The sequence below is a fragment of the Streptomyces sp. NPDC041124 genome, assembly GCF_055592385.1.
The window spans coordinates 532,400-551,610 of sequence record NZ_JBVIYR010000001.1; the positions used below are offsets into that span (position 1 = coordinate 532,400).

At 73.1% G+C, this 19,211-nt stretch carries 15 protein-coding genes; 3 read left to right on the forward strand and 12 right to left on the reverse strand.

The features are described from left to right. The first annotated feature begins 21 nt into the window (after window positions 1-21). A complete protein-coding gene (locus ACZ6A9_RS02540; RefSeq protein ID WP_468976811.1) occupies window positions 22-555 on the forward strand; it encodes a carboxymuconolactone decarboxylase family protein in 534 nt (177 codons plus the stop codon). Window positions 556-590: 35 nt separating this feature from the next. Here ACZ6A9_RS02540 and ACZ6A9_RS02545 read toward each other — a convergent pair whose 3' ends face one another. The 9 genes from ACZ6A9_RS02545 to ACZ6A9_RS02585 all read right to left on the reverse strand — a co-directional run bounded on the left by ACZ6A9_RS02545 (window position 591) and on the right by ACZ6A9_RS02585 (window position 12,933). After that, window positions 591-1,553, reverse strand: a complete 963-nt coding sequence (locus ACZ6A9_RS02545; RefSeq protein ID WP_468976817.1) for an ABC transporter substrate-binding protein — start codon at window positions 1,551-1,553, stop codon at window positions 591-593. Between the two features lies 1 nt (window position 1,554). After that, window positions 1,555-3,504 carry an ABC transporter permease gene (locus ACZ6A9_RS02550; RefSeq protein WP_468976825.1) on the reverse strand — a complete coding sequence of 650 codons (1,950 nt, stop codon included), beginning with the start codon at window positions 3,502-3,504 and terminating at the stop codon, window positions 1,555-1,557. Beyond that, on the reverse strand, window positions 3,504-4,691 hold the full coding sequence (locus tag ACZ6A9_RS02555) for a quaternary amine ABC transporter ATP-binding protein (protein WP_468976832.1): 1,188 nt from the start codon (window positions 4,689-4,691) through the stop codon (window positions 3,504-3,506). Before ACZ6A9_RS02555 ends, ACZ6A9_RS02550 begins: the two co-directional genes overlap by 1 nt. Beyond that, window positions 4,688-6,229: a GMC family oxidoreductase gene (locus tag ACZ6A9_RS02560; RefSeq protein WP_468976839.1), complete on the reverse strand. Its 1,542-nt coding sequence runs from the start codon at window positions 6,227-6,229 to the stop codon at window positions 4,688-4,690. Before ACZ6A9_RS02560 ends, ACZ6A9_RS02555 begins: the two co-directional genes overlap by 4 nt. A gap of 197 nt (window positions 6,230-6,426) precedes the next feature. After that, window positions 6,427-7,947, reverse strand: coding sequence for an aldehyde dehydrogenase family protein (locus ACZ6A9_RS02565; protein WP_468976841.1), 1,521 nt, complete (start codon window positions 7,945-7,947; stop codon window positions 6,427-6,429). Window positions 7,948-8,281: 334 nt separating this feature from the next. Continuing rightward, entirely contained in the window at window positions 8,282-9,271 is a 990-nt protein-coding gene (locus tag ACZ6A9_RS02570; protein WP_468976844.1) for a malate dehydrogenase, read from the reverse strand. Window positions 9,272-9,843: 572 nt separating this feature from the next. Further along, complete coding sequence (locus tag ACZ6A9_RS02575) at window positions 9,844-10,998, reverse strand: helix-turn-helix domain-containing protein (protein ID WP_468976847.1); 1,155 nt, start codon at window positions 10,996-10,998, stop codon at window positions 9,844-9,846. Window positions 10,999-11,573: 575 nt separating this feature from the next. Next, entirely contained in the window at window positions 11,574-12,089 is a 516-nt protein-coding gene (locus ACZ6A9_RS02580; RefSeq protein ID WP_468976851.1) for a DUF3017 domain-containing protein, read from the reverse strand. Continuing rightward, window positions 12,079-12,933 (reverse strand): bifunctional methylenetetrahydrofolate dehydrogenase/methenyltetrahydrofolate cyclohydrolase, encoded by an 855-nt coding sequence (locus ACZ6A9_RS02585; protein WP_468976855.1) that lies wholly within the window; start codon window positions 12,931-12,933, stop codon window positions 12,079-12,081. The genes ACZ6A9_RS02580 and ACZ6A9_RS02585 overlap by 11 nt, the downstream gene beginning before the upstream one ends. 293 nt (window positions 12,934-13,226) lie before the next feature. On the opposite strand from ACZ6A9_RS02585, the gene ACZ6A9_RS02590 reads away from it, so the two are divergent. Next, the gene (locus ACZ6A9_RS02590; RefSeq protein WP_468976858.1) at window positions 13,227-13,817 is read left to right on the forward strand and encodes a hypothetical protein; all 591 of its coding nucleotides are present in this window, start codon (window positions 13,227-13,229) and stop codon (window positions 13,815-13,817) included. A 137-nt stretch (window positions 13,818-13,954) separates the two neighbouring features. Here the strand turns inward: ACZ6A9_RS02590 and purH are convergent, their stop codons facing one another. Together purH and purN are read right to left on the reverse strand one after the other, a co-directional pair. Further along, window positions 13,955-15,517 (reverse strand): bifunctional phosphoribosylaminoimidazolecarboxamide formyltransferase/IMP cyclohydrolase, encoded by a 1,563-nt coding sequence (gene purH / locus ACZ6A9_RS02595; RefSeq protein WP_468976861.1) that lies wholly within the window; start codon window positions 15,515-15,517, stop codon window positions 13,955-13,957. Next, window positions 15,514-16,152 carry a phosphoribosylglycinamide formyltransferase gene (purN, locus tag ACZ6A9_RS02600; protein WP_468976863.1) on the reverse strand — a complete coding sequence of 213 codons (639 nt, stop codon included), beginning with the start codon at window positions 16,150-16,152 and terminating at the stop codon, window positions 15,514-15,516. Before purN ends, purH begins: the two co-directional genes overlap by 4 nt. 387 nt (window positions 16,153-16,539) lie before the next feature. Between purN and ACZ6A9_RS02605 the strand changes: the two genes are divergently transcribed. Further along, window positions 16,540-17,349: a hypothetical protein gene (locus ACZ6A9_RS02605; RefSeq protein ID WP_468976866.1), complete on the forward strand. Its 810-nt coding sequence runs from the start codon at window positions 16,540-16,542 to the stop codon at window positions 17,347-17,349. Window positions 17,350-17,359: 10 nt separating this feature from the next. Here ACZ6A9_RS02605 and ACZ6A9_RS02610 read toward each other — a convergent pair whose 3' ends face one another. Continuing rightward, entirely contained in the window at window positions 17,360-19,138 is a 1,779-nt protein-coding gene (locus ACZ6A9_RS02610; RefSeq protein WP_468976870.1) for a cell division protein PerM, read from the reverse strand. Window positions 19,139-19,211: the final 73 nt, after the last annotated feature.

A 19,211-nucleotide genomic window follows, 5' to 3' on the forward strand; every position in this document is an offset into this window, starting at 1 on the left:
GACCGCTCCTAGGGTCGAGGCATGACCACCAACGGAACGACGCCGGCCGCGACCACGACGCCGCCCACCGCCACCACACCGTACGCCGCCGAGGTGCCCGCCCGTGTGGAGTGGGCCCGGCACGCCCCCGAGGTCTACAAGGCGATGGTCCGGCTGGACGCCGCCGCCCGGAAGGGCCTCGACCCCGCGCTGTACGAACTGGTGAAGATCCGCGCCTCGCAGATCAACCACTGCGCCTTCTGCCTGGACATGCACAGCAAGGACGCCCTCGCGGCGGGCGAGAGCGTCGAGCGGATCGTGCAGCTCTCCGCGTGGGAGGAGTCGCGGCACTTCTACACGGAGAAGGAGCTCGCGGCGATCGAGCTGACTCAGGCCGTCACCGTGCTGACGGACGGTTTCGTGCCCGACGAGGTGTACGAGCGGGCCGCCAAGCTGTTCGACGAGGCGGAGCTGTCCCAGCTGATCGCCGCGATCACGGTGATCAACGCGTGGAACCGGTTCGGTGTCACGTGCCGCATGACACCGGGCCACTACCAGCCGGGACAGCACCGGTGACGGTCACCGTGACCGCCTCGACGCCGCGCTGAGGGTCAGGGCAGCCACGTCTTCCAGACGGATGCGTGGCTGTCCACCCACTTCTTCGCCGCCTGGCGTGGTGACAGCTTCCGGTCGGCGATCATCAGGGAGACCTCGTTCTGGTCTGCCGTCGTCCACCGGAAGTTCCTGAGCAGTTCCGCCGCCTCGCCGCCGTTCTCCGCGAAGTCCGCGTTGAGGTACTTCTGCAGGGGCGTGACCGGGTAGGCGCAGGCGACCTTCGCCGGATCGGCGTCGCAGCCCTCCTCGTAGGGGGGCAGCTTCACCTCGGTCATCGGCACCTGCTCGAACAGCCACTGGGGCGTGTACCAGTAGGTGAGGAAGGGCTTCTTCTCCTTGGCGAACTGCTTGATCTGGGTGATCTGCGCCGCCTCGGAGCCGGCGAACACCACGCGGTAGTCCAGCTTCAGGTTCTTCACCAGCGCCTTGTCGTTGGTGACGTAGGACGGTGAGCCGTCCATCAGCTGGCCCTTGCCGCCGCTCTCCGGGGTGCGGAACCGGTCGGCGTACTTGTTGAGGTTCTTCCAGTCGGTGACGTCCGGGTGCTGCTCGGCGAAGTACGTCGGCACGTACCAGCCGATGTGCCCGGTGACGCCGAGGTCGCCGCCGGGGGCGATCGTCTTCTTCTCCTCGACGTACCGCTGTTCCTGCTCGGGGTGCCCCCAGTCCTCCAGGATCGCGTCGACCCTGCCCTGGCTGAGCGCGTCCCAGGCGGGCACCTCGTCGACCTGGACGGTGTCGACGCGGTAGCCGAGCTCGTGTTCCAGCAGGTACTGGGCGACGGCCACGTTGGCCTGCGCGCCCACCCAGGACTGCACGGACAGGGTGACCGTCCTGGCGCCCTGGGCGTTGGCGAAGGGCGACGCCTGCCTGGTCATGTCGGCGGCACCGCAGCCGGTCAGGGCCAGCAGCGCCAGCGCGGAGCCGGCGGCCACCGCCGGGGTCGTACGGAATCGCATGTCACGCTCCCTTCCGCGGGCGGCGTTGGGTCGGCTGGGTCACCCGGTCGAGCATCAGGCCCAGGCAGACGATCGCCGCCCCGGCCACCAGGCCGGTCGCCAGGTCGCCCTGGGCGAGGCCGAAGACGACGTCGTAGCCGAGCGCGCCGCCGCCGACCAGACCGCCGATGACGACGACGGCGAGGACCAGCACGACGCCCTGGTTGACGGCGAGCAGCAGCGCCCGGCGGGCCAGCGGGAACTGGACCTGGCGGAGTTGCTGGCCGCTGGTCGCGCCGAGCGAGCGGGCCGCTTCCAGGGCGGCCGGGTCGACCTGGCGCAGGCCCTGGGTGGTGATGCGGACGACGGCCGGCAGGGCGTAGACGACCGCGGCGGCGACGGCGGGCGCGCGGCCGACACCGAACAGGGCGACGACGGGGATGAGGTACACGAACTGCGGCATGGTCTGGAACACGTCCAGCACGGGCCGCAGCAGGCGTTCGACACGGTCGCTGCGGGCGGCGGCGACCCCGGTCGCGAAGCCGAGGACGAGCGTCACGGCGACGGCCGCGAGAACCTGGGAGAGCGTGTCCAGCGACGGGTTCCACACGCCGAGCACGCCGATCGCGGCCATGGCCGAGGCGGCGGTGAGGGCGGTGCGCCAGGTGCCGATCACCCAGGCCAGGGCGGCGACGATCAGGAGCACGGACCACCAGGGGAGCCCTTGCAGGCCGTCCCGGAGCGGGTCGAGGACCCAGGTGGTGAACCGGCCCGCCCAGTCGGCGGTGCCGCCGACGAGGGGCACGCCCGAGTACAGGTGGTCGGTCATCCAGCCGACGGCCCGGTTGACCGGCTCGGCGATGCCCACGATCCAGCCGTCGGGCCACTCCAGGCGGTCCGTGAGCCGTCCGGTGACCGCGACGGCCGCGGCGGCGGCCAGGGCGCAGGCCCACAGGGTGCGGGCGTGCGGGGCGGGCGCCTGCCCGAGTCGCGCGCCGGCCGCGCCGGTCACCCGGTCGAGGACGACGGCGAGCAGCACGATCGGGATGCCGGCGGCGAGCGCGGCACCGACGTCGACCGAGGCCAGGGCCTGGTAGACGCGGTCGCCGAGACCGCCGGCGCCGATGACGGAGGCGATGACGGCCATGGACAGCGCCATCATGATCGTCTGGTTGAGGCCGAGCAGCAGTTCCTTGCGGGCCAGGGGGATGCGCGCGGTCAGCAGGCGCTGGCGGGCGGTGGTCCCGAGCGACTCGACCGCCTCCAGCACCTCCTTGTCGGCGCCGCGCAGCCCGAGCGCGGTGAGGCGGGCCATGGGCGGGGCGGCGTAGACGACGGTGGCCAGGACGGCCGCGGGGACGCCGATGCCGAAGACCAGGACCACGGGGAGGAGGTAGGCGAAGGCCGGAAGGACCTGCATGGTGTCGAGAACCGGGCGCAGGATCCGGTCCATGCGGTCGGACAGGCCGGCGGCGAGGCCGAGGAGCAGGCCCACCAGGACGGACGCGGCCACGGCGACCACCATGAGCGCGAGGGTCTGCACGGTCGGCACCCACATGCCGAGGAGGCCGCAGGCGAGGACCGCGGTGGCGGTCGCGAGGGCGAGGCGGATGCCCGCCACGCGCCAGGCGATGAGGGCGGCCACGCCGGTCACTCCCGCCCAGCCGACGGCGAGGAGGGCGAGGTAGACGGCGCGTACGGAGAGGACGACGGCGTTGCTCACGTGGCCGAGGAAGTGGAGGAAGAGGGGGTGGGAGTCGCGGTTGTCGATGATCCAGTCGCTGGCCGCGCCGAGCGGTCCGGAGACGTCGACGGTCAGGGCCTCGGGCCAGGTGCCGCTCGCCCAGCGGGCGGCGGCGAGGGGCACGAGGACGGCCGCGATCAGGGTGAGGGCGGCCAGTTTGCGGACGGTCGGGTTGGTCCGGACGCCCGGCGGGGACGCCTTCTCGGCTGTCGCTGTGAACGTCGCCATCACACCGGCTCCTCGCTGGTGGTGGCCGTGGGGGGTGTCGGCTCACGGCGCTGCACCGGTGCGGGCACCGCCCCGGCGGCGTGGCTGCCCGCGGTCGTGGCGGACGCGCCGGCGCCGTTGCCGACGGTCGTGGCGGACACGCCGGCGACCACGTCGAGCAGGGCGCCCGCGTCGACCACGCCGACGCACGTGCCCCGGTGGTCCAGGACCCGGGCCGAGGTGCCCGCCCGGGACACCGCCTCGATGGCCTCCGAGACCGTGGCGTCCGGGCGGATGCCCGGGCCCGTGGCGGCCTCCTCGGAGGAGACCGCCGGGCGCATCGCCGTGCGGACGGTCAGGACCTGTTCGCGCGGGACGTCGCGGACGAACGCGCGGACGTAGTCGTCGGCGGGCGAGCCCACGATCTCCTCCGGGGTGCCCAGCTGGACCACGCGGCCGTCCCGCATGAGGGCGATCCGGTCGCCGAGCTTCAGGGCTTCCTGGAGGTCGTGGGTGATGAAGACCATGGTGCGGCCCTCCTCCCGGTGCAGCCGGATCACCTCCTCCTGCATGTCGCGCCGGATCAGCGGGTCGAGCGCGCTGAACGGCTCGTCGAAGAGGAGGACCTCGGGGTCGACGGCGAGGGCGCGGGCGAGTCCGACGCGCTGGCGCTGGCCGCCGGAGAGCTGGGCCGGTCTGCGCTGTTCCAAGCCTTCCAGGCCGACCTTGGCGACGACTTCGGCGGCCTTCTCCCGGCGTTCCGCCTTGCCCTTGCCCTGGATCTCCAGGCCGTAGGCGACGTTGTCGAGGACGGTGCGGTGCGGCAGCAGGCCGAAGTGCTGGAAGACCATGGCGGCGCGGTGCCGGCGCAGCGCGCGCAGTCGTGCCCCGTCCATCGCGCGCACGTCCTCGCCGTCGATGGCGATGGTGCCCGCGGTCGGCTCGATCAGCCGGGTCAGACAGCGCACCAGCGTGGACTTGCCGGAGCCGGAGAGGCCCATGACGACGAAGACCTCGCCCTTGCGGACGTCGAAGCTCACGTCGCGCACGGCGGCCGTGCAGCCGGTGCGGGAGCGCAGTTCCGCGGGGTCGAGGGCGGCGAGGGCGGGGTCGCCGGGGACACGGCCGGCCTTGGGTCCGAAGACCTTCCACAGGCCGTCGACGGCGAAGACGGGGGTGCCGGTGGGGGGAGTCGGGGTGGTCGTCACGCGGCACCACCGATCAGGTCGACGGCGCGTTCGCCGACCATGAGGACGCAGATCATCGGGTTGACGGCGGTCATGGTGGGGAAGACGGAGGCGTCCGCGATCCGGATGCCCTGCAGTCCGCGGATGCGCAACTGTGGGTCGACGACGGCCTGTTCGTCGTCCGCGTCGCCCATCCTGCAGGTGCCCGCCGGGTGGTAGACGGTGTGGGCGGCCCTACGGGCGTACTCACCGAGTTCCTCGTCGCCGGTGACGTCCGGTCCGGGCGCCACCTCGCGCTTGAGCCAGCGGGCCAGGGGTTCGGTCTTCGCGATCTCGCGGGCGATGCGGATGCCGTCGACGAGGGTGCGCCCGTCGTAGTCGTCCTCGTCGGTGAAGTAGCGGAAGTCGAGGGCCGGTTTGACCTCGGGGTCGGCGCTGGTGAGGTAGAGACGGCCGCGGGACTTCGGCTTGGGGATGTTCGGGGTCATGGAAACGCCGAAGTCGGGCCGCCGGTAGCCCAGTCGCTCCGGGTTGTCGGTGAACGGGATCTGGTAGAAGTGGAACATCAGGTCGGGGCCCGCGTGTTCGGGGTCGCGGCGCACGAACAGTCCGGCGTCGGAGTCCATCGCGGAGTTGTCCGGGAGGGGGCCGTCCGTCTCCCAGACGATCACCGACTCGGGGTGGTCGAGCAGGTTCTCGCCGACACCGGGCAGGTCGAGCACCACGGGTATGCCGAGCGCCTCCAGGTCGGCCCTGGGGCCGATGCCGGAGTGCAGCAGCAGCCGCGGCGAGTCGACGGCGCCGGCGCACAGCACGACCTCGCGCCGCGCCCTGACGAGGATCTCCTCGCCGTCCTTGGTCCGCACGTGGACGCCCTCGGCTCGGGTGCCGTCCAGCTCCAGGTGGTACGCCCACGTCTCCAGCATGAGGGTGAGATGGGGGCGCTCGTCCATCACCGGGTGGAGGTACGCCACCGATGCGGAGGAGCGCTTGTTGTCCTCCGGGTGATAGGCCAGGTCGAAGAAGCCGACGCCTTCGGAGAACGGCTTCTCGTTGAAGCCCTCGATCCGGGGGACGTCGAGGGCCGTTCGCGCGGCGTCGACGAAGTCCCGGGCGATGGCGTTGCGGTCCTTCTCGTCGACCGGGACGATGTTGTTCTCGAGGCGGGCGTAGTAGGCCTCCATCTGCACCGCCCCCCAGCCCTCGGCACCGGCCGCCTCCCACTCGTCCCAGTCGGACGGCAGCGGCTTGAACGCGATGAGCGTGTTGTGCGAGGAGCATCCGCCGAGGACGCGGGCCCGGCTGTGCCGGATGTGCGAGTTGCCGCGCGGCTGTTCGGTGGTCGGGTAGTCGTAGTCCAGTTCACCGCCGAGCAGACCCATCCAGCGGCGCAGGGTCAGCACGTCGTCGCGGCCGACGTCGCTGGGGCCGCCCTCGATGACGGCGACGGTCACGTCCGGGTTCTCGGTCAGCCGGGAGGCGATGACGGATCCGGCGGTGCCGCCGCCTATGACGACGTAGTCGTAGGCGAGTTCACGTTCGTGGGTGTGAGCTGGCATCGGTGTGGTACTCCTCCGGGGACTCGGGGGCGGGTGGTCGGTCGCGGGCGGGCGGCACGGCCCGGCGAGGGGTACGGCCGTGCGTGCCGTACCCCTCGCCGACGCCTGTGGTACCGCCGGTCCGCGGCACGCTGGGAGGTGAGCGGTGGGGACGGAGCCGAGGACGGGTGCGGGGGCACCGGCCGGCGGTCCGTGGTTCAGCCGGCGAACCAGCGCACCGGCTTCGGCGCCAGGTTCTGGTAGATGTGCTTGGTCTCGCGGTACTCGGCGAGACCGGCCGGGCCGAGCTCCCGGCCCACTCCGCTCCTGCCGAACCCGCCCCACTCCGCCTGCGGGAGGTAGGGGTGGAAGTCGTTGATCCACACGGTGCCGTGGCGCAGCCGCCCGGCGACCCGGCGGGCACGGCCCGCGTCGGCGGTCCACACCGCGCCGGCCAGTCCGTACTCGGTGTCGTTGGCGAGGGCGACGGCCTCCCCCTCGGTGCGGAAGGTCTCGACGGTGACGACCGGTCCGAAGACCTCCTCGCGTACGACGCGCATCTCGCGGTGGCAGCGGTCGAGGACGGTCGGCTCGTAGAAGTAGCCGGCCGCGGGGCGTTCGGCGGACGGCTCGGGCCGCTTGCCGCCGGAGCGCAGCACCGCGCCCTCCTTGAGCGCGGACTCGACGTACGCCTCGACCTTCGCGCGCTGCTGTGCGGAGACCAGCGGACCGCACTCGACGCCGTCCTCGGTGCCCCGGCCGAGCCTGATCCTCTCGGCGCGGCGGGCGAGTTCGGTGACGAAGCGGTCCCGGACCGACTCCTCGACGATGAGGCGGGCGCCCGCGGAGCAGACCTGGCCGCTGTGGATGAAGGCCGCGTTGAGGGCCTGGTCGACGGCGGTGTCGAAGCCGTCGTCGGTGGCGCAGGCGTCGGCGAAGACGACGTTGGGGTTCTTGCCGCCGAGTTCGAGGGCCACCTTCTTCACGCCCGGGGCGGCGGCCTGGGCGACCTTGGTGCCGCTGGCCAGACCGCCGGTGAAGGAGACCAGGTCGACGTCCGGGTGCTCGGCCAGCCGGGCGCCGACGGTGTGGCCGGGGCCGGTGACGATGCCCGCGACACCGGCGGGCAGTCCGGCCTCGATCAGCAGCTCGACGAGGGCGACGGTGGTGAGCGGGGTGATCTCGCTGGGCTTGACGACGAAGGTGTTGCCGGCCGCGAGGGCCGGGGCGATCTTCCAACTGGCCTGGAGGAGCGGGTAGTTCCAGGGAGTGATCAGCGCACAGACGCCGACCGGCTCGTGCACGACGACGCTGTGGACGTCGGGCGAACCCGCGTCGACGACCCGTCCGGGCGCCTCCCCGGCGACCAGGTCGGCGAAGTAGCGGAAGGCGTCGGCGACGCAGTCGATGTCGACGCGCCCCTCCTCCACCGTCTTGCCCGCGTCCCGGCTCTCCAGCAGACCGAGCTTCTCCCGGTCACGGGTGAGCAGTTCGGCGACGCGGCGCAGCAGCGCGGCCCGCTCGGCGACGGGCGTGTGCGGCCAGGGGCCCTCGTCGAAGGCGCGGCGCGCGGCGGCCACCGCGAGGTCGGCGTCCTTCTCGTCGCCCTCCGCGACGACGGCGAACGGCAGGGCGTCCGCGGGGTCGAGGATCTCGCGGGTGGTCCCCGAGACGGCGGGCCGCCACTCACCCCCCGCGTGGATGGTGCCGCGCGCCCGAAGTTCTGTGCTGTCCGCCATGATCGCCAACTGCCTTCCGTTCCTGTTCCGCGTCCGTGCATCACACAGGTGTCATCCACGGGACCGGGTGCTCCTGCCCTGACGCCCCGCATGCATGCCGAATTGGCGTCCGGGAGTGCGCCGGGTCACGGAAACCGGGCGGTGGCGGGAGGAGACGCCCGGCCGGCCGGCCCGGAGACCGGCTGTCCGGGCGGGAGTGGCGGCCGGGCTGCTCCGCGTCGTACGGCAGGGCGGCGCGCGCCGCCCACCGGGACGCGGGTGGGGCACCGGCGGAACGCGGCGGGCCCCGTACCGGTGGAACCGGTACGGGGCCCGAAAGCCTGCGCGGGTGGGATCAGATGAGGCCGAGGCCGCGGACCGCCTCGCGCTCCTCCTCGAGCTCCTTGACGGAGGCGTCGATCCGGGCGCGGGAGAACTCGTTGATCTCCAGCCCCTGGACGATCTCGTACCTGCCGTCCTTCACGGTGACCGGGAAGGAGGAGATGAGGCCCTCCGGGACGCCGTAGGAGCCGTCGGACGGGATGCCCATGGAGGCCCAGTCGCCGTCGGCGGTGCCGTTGACCCAGGTGTGCACGTGGTCGATGGCGGCGTTGGCGGCGGAGGCGGCCGACGAGGCGCCACGGGCCTCGATGATCGCGGCACCGCGCTTGGCGACGGTCGGGATGAAGTCCTCGGCCAGCCACTTCTCGTCGTTCACGACCTCGGCGGCGTTCTTGCCGGCGACGGTGGCGTGGAAGATGTCCGGGTACTGGGTGGCGGAGTGGTTGCCCCAGATCGTCAGCTTCTTGATCTCGGAGACCGGGACGCCGGTCTTCTTCGACAGCTGCGTCAGAGCGCGGTTGTGGTCCAGGCGGGTCATCGCGGTGAACCGCTCGGCGGGCACGTCCGGGGCGGCGGCCTGGGCGATCAGCGCGTTGGTGTTGGCCGGGTTGCCGACGACCAGGACGCGGATGTCGTCCGCGGCGTGGGCGTTGATGGCCTGGCCCTGCGGCTTGAAGATGCCGCCGTTGGCCTCGAGGAGGTCACCGCGCTCCATGCCCTTGGTACGCGGACGGGCACCCACGAGGAGGCCGACGTTCGCACCGTCGAACGCCACGTTCGGGTCGTCCGTGATGTCGATGCCCTGCAGCAGCGGGAACGCGCAGTCGTCGAGCTCCATGGCCGTGCCCTCGGCGGCCTTCAGCGCCGGGGTGATCTCCAGCAGGCGCAGCTTGACCGGCACGTCCGCGCCGAGCAGCTGGCCGGAGGCGATGCGGAAGAGCAGGGCGTAACCGATCTGGCCGGCCGCGCCGGTGACGGTGACGTTCACGGGAGTGCGGGTCATGGCGTTCTCCGTATGACAGCTGGCGGTGGGGCGGTCCCTGCCCCGGGATGCTGGATCCCGCTCGCCGGCTCGTGACCGGCGTCCGCCGCGATGATCGATCATCGGTTCGCATGATCGATCTCTTGGCGCCAAGAGAGATCCAGCGGTCAGGCTATCGCGCATCCGCGATCACGGACGTCCGGGTCCTCTGTGGCCCGCCCCACAGAGTGACGGCCCGCACACGCGGGTACCGGGCAGGACACGAAGGGGGCGGCCGCTCCGCCCGGGAGAGGTGGGGGCGGAGCGGCCGCCTTCGGGGACCGACCGTGCCGGACTCCCGTGGGGGTACTTTTCGCGTGCCCGTCTTTCGCGGGCCCATTCACGTCCCCACGATTCCCCCACACAAATGGACCCGTACGGCGTACGCGCGGGCGCCCCCGTCCGGCCCCGAGCACGGGCCCCCGCGTCCCCACCCGATGCCGTCCCGCGCCCGGAGCCGGGATTCCTCCGGCCGGGGAAGGGCGGGGAAGAACAGGCGGCCCGGCCGCCCCGGAGTGTCCGAGGCGTCGGGCCGGGCGGGCGCTCCCGTCGGGCTACTCCGTGCAGCCCTTCTCGCCGGAGGCGGCCAGCGTCGCGCAGGCCTTCACGTCGGTCTCGTCCTCGACCGGCACCATCGCGGTGTAGGTGACCGTGTCACCGGCCGCGGAGATGGTGTCGCTCTGCTTCGACGAGCCCGAACTGATCTCGACCGTGTCACCCTGGCCCGCCTGGGTGATCCTCCCCCATGCCGCGCCGCAGGTCTCGCTGTAGCGGACCTCCACGGTGGCGGTGCCGACCGTCGCGGTCCGCGCCGTGGTGGCGAGGTCACCGCTGCACCCCATGACCTCGGCGTCCTTGCCGTCGCAGCTCGCGCCGCTGCACTCGACGCCCGGCGGGAGGTTCGCGTTGCTGGTGGCGGTCGGCGACGGGGACGTCGCCGCGTCGTCCTTCTTCTTGTCGTTCTCGAGCCCGGTGACGTAGAACGCCGCGGCGATCACCACGAGCGCCCCCACCGCCCCGGCGATGACCGTCGACGTCCGCTTCTTGCCGCCGGGCCGACCCGAGCCGGCCTGCCGGCCATGACCCGAGGTACCCCTGGGCGGCGCACCGTGCGTCCCCGCTCCCCGCCCGCCGGCGGGCGGCGCGGACGGGGTCCCGGTCCCGGTGCCATGCCGGCCCGGCTGCGGCGACCCGGCGACGCCCCAGGAGTTCCCGGGTACGCCGTCCTGGCGGACGCCGCCGCCCGCGTCCCGCACCTCGGAGGCGGTCGGCTGCGGCGGCACGCTCGGCGCGACACCGGCCGGTCCCGCGACACCCGGACGGACCGCTGCCCCGCCCTTACGGGTTCCGCCGCCCGACGACGGCCCGGCGAGCTCGCTGAGCGCGGCACGCGCCTGCGAGATCCGGATCGCCTCCATCGTCATGTCGTGACGCATCTCCGAGCGGCTCCAGGCGCGCTCGGCGAGCTCCCACATGGTGGTGAGGTGCAGCGGGTTGGTACCGGTGACCTCGGCCAGCGCCACGATCGCGCCCTTCGGCGCCAGCAGCCGTCCGTTCAGATAACGCTCCCAGGACGTCTTGCTGTAGCCCGTGCGGTCGGAGACCGACGCGACGCTCAGGCCGCTGCGGTCCACGACCCGCCTGAGCTGGCTCGTGAACTCCCTGATCTGCGGATCGAGTTCATCCGGCAAGGCCTTCCAACGAGGCATTGCTTCCCCCTCTTCCCCCCGGTTCGTGCTGTTCTTCCCTCGCGCATGGTGCCCTCTGCCGAGTCTCCGTCCGGCTACCCACAGGGATGCCGCCGGCCAGGGTCTCAGTTCCCGGGGTGGGGGCGCACGGGAGCATCAGGGCCGTGGGCGCGCAACGCCGCACGCCCGCTCGCTCGCCCCAGTGTCCCATCGGTCGGACCCTGGACCGAACAGAACCCGTAAGAAGCGGGTGAAACGTGTCGCGACGCCTCCTTTGCCCCGGTTCACCTCGCCGTCTCCCATCGTGTCGCGTGCATCCCGTACGCCCCACCCGTCCGGCGGGACCGACCGGCGCACCGGGACGCGTTCCGCGGCACTCGGCGGGCCTGACGTGCACGGTTGTCGCGAGCATGTCGCAGTCGCATCGCGGGGCTGTCAGCGGATTCCGCGCGACGTAGCGGAACGGTCACTTCCGTGCCACAGCGGCCGGGCAGCCGTTGAACGGGCGCTTCGCCGTGCAGGAGTGTGGAGCGCGGCGACGGCCCGTCCTCTCACGGGGGTGAGGACGGGCCGTCGCCGACGGGTCAGGACGCGGCTCAGCCGCTGATCGTGAAGTGCAGCAGGTCCGCCAGGAACGGGATCCTCAGCTTCGGCTCGGGCTGGACCATCAGCGCCAGCAGCACGATCCCCAGGCCCAGCCCGCCGTACGTGACGATGTCGGTGAAGCGGGAGCGCACCGCGAGCATGCCGACGTTGCGCACCAGCCACCGCAGCAGCGCCCCGGCCACCAGGGCCACGCCGATCAGCAGCGTGCCGAGCCGGAACTGGTCCATCGCGGTGACCAGCAGTCCCAGACCGGCCGTGAGCAGCACGGCGAGGATCGGCCACTGGCGGGCGGGCGCCGGAGCGTCACCCGGGGCGGCCCTGCCGCCGCCCTCGGGGCGCGCGGTGTCCCGGGTGAAGAGCGGGAACCGGCGGGTGGTGCGCCGCGGCCTGCCCTCGGCGTCGGGCGCGCTGACCGGATCACGGACCGTGATGTCCTCGGGCCGCTCCGGCGCCTCGGGGGTGCCGGAGACACCGGGCGCCTGGGGGGCGTTCCGGTCAGCCGACACTGCGCTCCGCCGCCTCGACCACGTTGACCAGCAGCTGGGCCCGGGTCATCGGGCCGACGCCGCCGGGGTTCGGGGCGACCCAGCCGGCCACCTCGGCCACGCCCGGGTGGACGTCGCCCACGATCTTGCCCTCGGCGCTGCGGGAGACGCCGACGTCGAGGACGGCCGCGCCCGGCTTGACGTCCTCGGGGCGGATCAGGTGGGCGCTGCCCGCGGCGGCCACGATGATGTCGGCCCGCCGCAGGTGCGCCGCCAGGTCGCGGGTGCCGGTGTGGCACTGGGTCACGGTGGCGTTCTCGCTGCGCCGGGTCAGCAGCAGCGGCATCGGACGGCCGATGGTGACGCCCCGTCCGACGACCACCACCTCGGCTCCCTTGATCTCCACGCCGTGGCGGCGCAGCAGCGTGATGATGCCGTTCGGGGTGCAGGGCAGCGGGGCCGGCTCGTTGAGGACGAGACGGCCGAGGTTCATCGGGTGGAGGCCGTCGGCGTCCTTCTGTGGGTCCATCAGTTCGAGGATGCGGTTCTCGTCGATGCCCTTGGGCAGCGGCAGCTGGACGATGTAACCGGTGCAGGCGGGGTCCTCGTTCAGCTCACGGACGACCGCCTCGATCTCCTCCTGCGTGGCCGTGCCCGGCAGTTCACGCTGGATGGAGGCGATGCCCACCTGGGCGCAGTCACGGTGCTTGCCCGCGACGTACTTCTGGCTGCCGGGGTCCTCCCCCACGAGGACGGTGCCGAGGCCGGGCGTGACGCCCTTCTCCTTCAGCGCCGCCACGCGGGCGGTCAGATCGGACTTGATCTCGGCTGCGGTGGCCTTGCCATCGAGAATCTGGGCGGTCATGCCCCCATCCTCGCGGATGACCGGGCCCCGGTTCCAATCAGCCCGCATTCCGGCCACCCGGCACCCGTCCCCCGCAATCGATCGTCTTCGGTCCGAACCGGTCCAAGATCAGCGATGTTGCACTTGCACAACACATACGGCGTACGCCTGGACAAGGAAAGGAACGGTCAAGAACGATGAGTGGCGCAGTGCCGCGGGCAGAACCGGGGGGACGGACCGCATCTGTGCACCTTCCTCCGCGCCGGCCCTCGCGTCGTCCCCGCACTCGAAGCGCAAACGGAGGAAGAACCGCCATGAGTTTCGGCGACCCGAACAACCCCTACGGGCAGCCGCCCCAGCAGCCCCCGGCCGGCCCCGGCTACGGTTACCCCCAGCAGCCCGGCGCCTCGCAGCAGGGGTACGGCTATCCCGCGGCCCCGCCGGTGTCCCAGCCGTACGGCGGCGGTTACGCCCCGACCCAGATGCCCGGCATCACCCGCGCCGCGCAGATCCTGCTCGCCGTGATCGCCGTGGCCCACGTGATCATCGCGGCCGTGTACGCCGTGGCGCTGGCCGAGTGGGACGAACTGGTGGACGAGGCCGGCATCTCCGGTGACGTCAACACCGAGGAGTTCGCCGACCTGGGCAAGGGCGTCATCGTCTTCTTCGTCGGCCTGGCCTCCGTCTTCGCGGTGCTCGGCCTGGTGCTGCTGCTCCAGTACGCCAAGGGCGGACCCGCCGTCCGCGTCTGCTCGATCGTGTACGCCTCGTTCGCGATCGTCAGCGGCATCTTCGCCCTGGGCATGTACGGCCTCGGCCTGGTCATCTGGGTCGTGTCGATCCTGGTGATCGTCTTCGCGGCCAAGCGCGCCAGCGCGGAGTGGTTCAGGCGACCGAGGTACTGAACCGGCGGGCGTGCCCACGCCGCCGTCCAAACGTCACCGGGCCGTGTCCCCACCCGAACTCGGGGGGCACGGCCCGGTCTCGTTCCACCGCCGCCCGACCGCCCGTGCGGGCGGGCGGGCGGGCGGGCGGCAGGGCGTCAGTGGAAGAAGTGGCGCGTGCCGGTGAAGTACATCGTCACGCCCGCCTTCTTCGCGGCCTCGACGACCAGTTCGTCGCGGACCGAGCCGCCGGGCTGGACCACGGCCCTCACGCCGGCCTCGGTGAGGATCTCCAGGCCGTCGGGGAAGGGGAAGAACGCGTCCGAGGCGGCGTAGGAACCGGCCGCGCGCTCGGCGCCCGCCCGCTCGACGGCCAGCTTCGCGGAGTCGACGCGGTTGACCTGGCCCATGCCGACGCCGACGGAGGCGCCGTCCTTGGCGAGCAGGATCGCGTTGGACTTCACCGCGCGGCACGCCCTCCAGGCGAAGGCCAGCTCGGCCAGCTCCGCCTCGGAGAGGGCCTCGCCGGTGGCCAGCGTCCAGGTGGCCGGGTCGTCGCCCTCGGCCTGGAGGCGGTCGGTGACCTGGAGGAGCGCGCCGCCGTCGATCGGCTTCACCTCGACCGGGGCGGACGGGGCCTCGGGGGCGCGCAGGACGCGGATGTTCTTCTTCTTGGTGAGGGCTTCGAGGGCGCCGTCCTCGTAGTCCGGCGCGACGATGACCTCGGTGAAGATCTCCGCGACCTGCTCGGCCATCTCCTTGCTGACCGGACGGTTCACGGCGATCACGCCGCCGAACGCGGACAGCGGGTCGCAGGCGTGCGCCTTGCGGTGCGCCTCGGCGACGTCCACGCCGGTCGCGATGCCGCACGGGTTGGCGTGCTTGATGATCGCGACGGCCGGGGCCTCGTGGTCGTACGCGGCGCGGAAGGCGGCGTCGGTGTCCGTGTAGTTGTTGTACGACATCTCCTTGCCGTGCAGCTGTTCGGCCTCGGCCAGGCCGCCCGTCCCGGACACGTACAGGGCGGCGGGCTGGTGCGGGTTCTCGCCGTAGCGCAGGGTGTCCTTGCGCTCCCAGGTGGCGCCCAGGAAGTCGGGGAACCGTGACTCGTCCACGGGGGCGTACTCGGAGGCGAACCAGGAGGCGACGGCGACGTCGTAGGCGGCCGTGTGCTGGAAGGCCTCCGCGGCGAGCCGCTTGCGGGTGGTGAGGTCGAAGCCACCGTCGCGGACGGCCGCGAGGACGTCGGCGTAGCGCGCCGGGCTGGTGACGACCGCGACGGACGGGTGGTTCTTGGCGGCGGCGCGCACCATGGAGGGGCCGCCGATGTCGATCTGCTCCACGCACTCGTCCGGCGTGGCACCGGAGGCGACGGTCTCGCGGAACGGGTAGAGGTTGACGACGACCAGGTCGAACGGCTCCACACCCAGCTCGGTCAGCTGCTGCCGGTGGTCCTCCAGGCGCAGGTCGGCGAGGATGCCGGCGTGGACCTTCGGGTGCAGGGTCTTGACCCGGCCGTCGAGGCACTCGGGGAAGCCGGTGAGCTCCTCGACCTTGGTGACGGGGACGCCCGCGGCGGCGATCTTCGCGGCGGTGGAGCCGGTGGAGACGAGCTCCACGCCGGCGTCGTGCAGTCCCCGCGCGAGGTCCTCGAGGCCGGTCTTGTCGTAGACGGAGACGAGCGCCCGTCGGATGGCCCGCTTGTTGCTCTCGGCGGTCACTGGATAACTACCTTTCGTCCCTCAATGCGATAGCCGTTGCGGGCGAGCCGCCCCACGACCTCGACGAGCAGCCTTCGCTCGACTTCCTTGATGCGCTCGTGCAGAGCGCTCTCGTCGTCCTCGTCCCGGACCTCCACCACGCCCTGCGCGATGATCGGCCCGGTGTCGACGCCGTCGTCGACGAAGTGGACGGTGCAACCGGTGACCCTGGCGCCGTACGCGAGCGCGTCCCGTACGCCGTGGGCCCCGGGGAAACTGGGCAGCAGGGCGGGGTGGGTGTTGACGAACCGCCCGCCGAAGCGCGCGAGGAACTCCTTCCCCACGATCCTCATGAACCCGGCGGACACCACGAGGTCGGGCTCGTGGGCGGCGACGGCCTCCGCGAGCGCGGCGTCCCACTCCTCGCGGGTCGCGTGGTCCTTGACCTTGCACACGAAGGTCGGCAGCCCGGCGCGCTCGGCGCGGGCCAGACCCTCGATGCCCTCGCGGTCGGCGCCGACGGCCACGACCTCGGCCCCGTACGCCTCGGCGCCGGTGGCGGCGATCTCGTCGAGGAGGGCCTGAAGGTTGGTGCCGGATCCGGAGACCAGCACGACGAGACGCCTGGCGCGCTCGGCCACGGGCTTGGCGGCCACGGTGGGGCCCTTTCTCGGGGAGCGTCTGCGCGGCCGGCGACACAGCGCTTTGTACATTCATACGAATGCTTCGGGCCCCCGGATACGGGGAAGCCTACGAAGCGGCCGACCGTCAGCAACGATACCGGCACACCCGGCGGCCCCCGCGGGACGGGGGCGCGGCCGGAAGGTAGCGTCTGGGACGAGCCGGTCAGGGAACGCCGGTACTGGATCGCCGGTGGCGCGCGGGAACGCGTGTCGCGCACCGAGCGTTCACAGGAGGACGGACCCGGGGCCGCGCGAGCTGACGGGAACGCACCAGCTCACAGCTCAGTCGTAGTCGATACGTCGTGCGAGGCGGCCGTGCCGGACCACGCCGTGCTTCATTAAGGGGAAGACGCTCACTTGATGCCGGACCGCAGCCCGCGATTCCTCATGTTCCCCCAGCAGTCGGCCCGGGGAGGGGAGCGGGGCGCCGTGCTGCTGCGGGAGCGCCCCTCCTCCCCGCCCGACGCCCCCCGCGGCAGGGGCGGTGACGACGAGCGCGGCACCCAGGGCGCCGGGGGTGCGCCGGGTCCACAGGACTCCCAGGGGCGCCAGGGCTCCCAGGACGACAATCCGTTCGCGCCGCCGCCGGAGGGGACTCCCGACCGGCCCTGGCAGCCGAGGCACCCCTCGGGCGGGGAGGGCGGAGGCCGCTCCCCCTGGGGCCGGAACTGGAGCGACCGCCAGCCCGGCCGTTCCTCCGGCGGTTTCGGGGACCGTCCGCGCGGCCCCGAGGGGCAGGGCGGCGGCCCGCAGAAGACTCCCGGCCCGCGCTGGGACCCCACGGACCCCGCCCAGCGCAGGGCGCGGTACGCGCTGCTGTCCGGTATGTGGGCGTTCTTCTTCGCTCTCTTCAACTGGCCGTACGTGGCGCTGCTGCTGGGCGCGCTCGCGCTGTACTGGGCGATCAGCGCCCTGCGCGCCAAGCCCCGCGCGCAGGACCCGGACGCCCCGGCGCCCGAGCAGAAGGGCCGCCCGCAGACCACGGCCGCGGTGAGCGGTCTGGTCACGGCGTCCCTGGCACTCGCCCTGGTCGCCGCGTCCTTCACGGCCCAGTTGGTCTACAGCGACTACTACACCTGCACCAACGACGCCCTCACCCAGCAGTCGCGCGAGGGCTGCAGCGACCTCCTGCCGGAGGAGCTCCGCGGCCTCCTGGGCGACGGCGAGTGACCGCACGGGGCTAGCCACGGTCCGGCGACGCGGGGTCCTCGCCGGCATGCGGGTCTGCGCACGCCCGGTGTGCGGGTGACCCGGGCGGATCGGCGCTCCGACGCCGGGCGTCGGACGCGGTCCCGGCGGCGGGGACGCGGAAGCTGCCCGGAGCGCCCTGGTCGGGGAACGGGTACGGCTCGCCGCGGCCGTCACCGTCCTGGGGCGGCAGCGTGCCCCGCCCTTCCCCGGCACCTGAGCGAAGAGCCCCGGACCGTTCGCCGGGCACGGCACCGGAGCGGTCCGGGGACCCCTGGTCGAGGAACAGGTACGGCTCGTGCGGGTCGTCGTCGCCCGGGGCCGGCGCGTCCCGCCTGCGGGGCGTGCCTCCCGACGCCGGCCGCTTGCCCGCGCCGGCGCCGCGGCGCGGGATCCGGAACCGTCCGCCGCCCGCGGGGCGGGGGTGCCCTGCCGGCCCCGTGAGGACGGGTTCCCCGGGGGCGCCCCTCAGCGGGCGGGCACGCCAGGCCCGTACCGCCAGCGACATCGCGATCGCCGTCAGGCCCACCCACACCAGGGTCGCGGCCCCCACCTGCCACCACACCGGGCCGAACCGGGAGAGTGCCGCCACCCCCAGCGGACCGCCCGCGAGCGCGGCGAGAGCGGACAGCGTCGCCGCGCAGAGCACGGCCGCGAGGGCCGCCGCACCGGCGGTCCGGCCGGCCTTCCAGACGGGAGCGGGGGCCCGTCCACTGATCGTGGCGCCCCGGCCCACGTACCATCCCGCCACCGCCCCGGCCGCCAGCGGAACCGTCCCGGCCGCCCAGTTCCACGGCGTTCCCGCCCCCGCGTCCGGGACCGCCGCGAGCAGCGGGAACGGTGGCAGCAGCGGGGCCGGGGCGGAGGCGAGGGGGGTCACCGGGACGCCGTCGCCGAGGAGGAAGCCGGGGCCGAGGGCGTAGGCGGCGGCCCAGACGGCGGCGTTCGGCACCAGCGTGACGCAGAGCAGCAGCACGGCCAGCCACCCCGACCAGCCCTCGGTCAGCCGCAGGAACGCCTTCCGGGTCTCCTCGCCGTGCCAGGCCAGCGACACCGCCAGGAGGAGCGCCCCGCCGCCGGCCAGCACCGCTGCCCCGGCCGCCGCCGCGCGTGCCGCGACACCGGGGCGCCCGTCCGGCCCGAGCACGAGATGGCGTGCGCCCCGTGGCAGTACCCGGCCCAGGACGCGTTCCAGCGGCCCGCTCGGACGGCCGTACGCCGACCAGACGCCCGTCCCGGCGGCCAGTACGGCGACCAGGGGCACGCACACCGCGGTCCACGTCCACGCGGGCCGCAGCGCGCCGCCGGCGGCGTAGCACGCGGCGGGCGCGCCGATGGCCAGGTAGCCGAGGACGACGCCCGCCAGCGCCGTCCGGCCGGGCACCAGCGGGGCCTCGTCGCCCGCGTTCCCGTCCGCGGCGTCCCGTGCCGCGCGGTGCAGCAGCCACACCGGGAGCGTGAGCAGCAGCAGTGGGGAGAGGCCCACCGGGGCCAGGTCTCCGGAGAGGGTGCCGGTGCGGGCCAGTTCGGCGCCGTGGGCCAGCAGCCAGAGCGCCGCCGCGGTGTGCAGGGCGCCGCCGGGCCCGCTGTCCGGGTAGGGCGAGCTGACCCACAGCAGCATCACCAGCACGGTGAACACCGCGAGTCCGAGCCCGGCCGCGAGGGCACCGCCCAGGAGACCGGAGGCCAGTCCGGGTGAGCGGTCGCGCATCCGGAGGAGCAGGGCGGCCGGTGTGGGTCGGCGAGCGGTCATCTGCGTCACGCCCGCCATGCTCCCAACGACACGCGCTTTCCCGGTGTAACGGGCGAAGCCCCGCTGTGTCGCCCAATATATGTTTATGTAC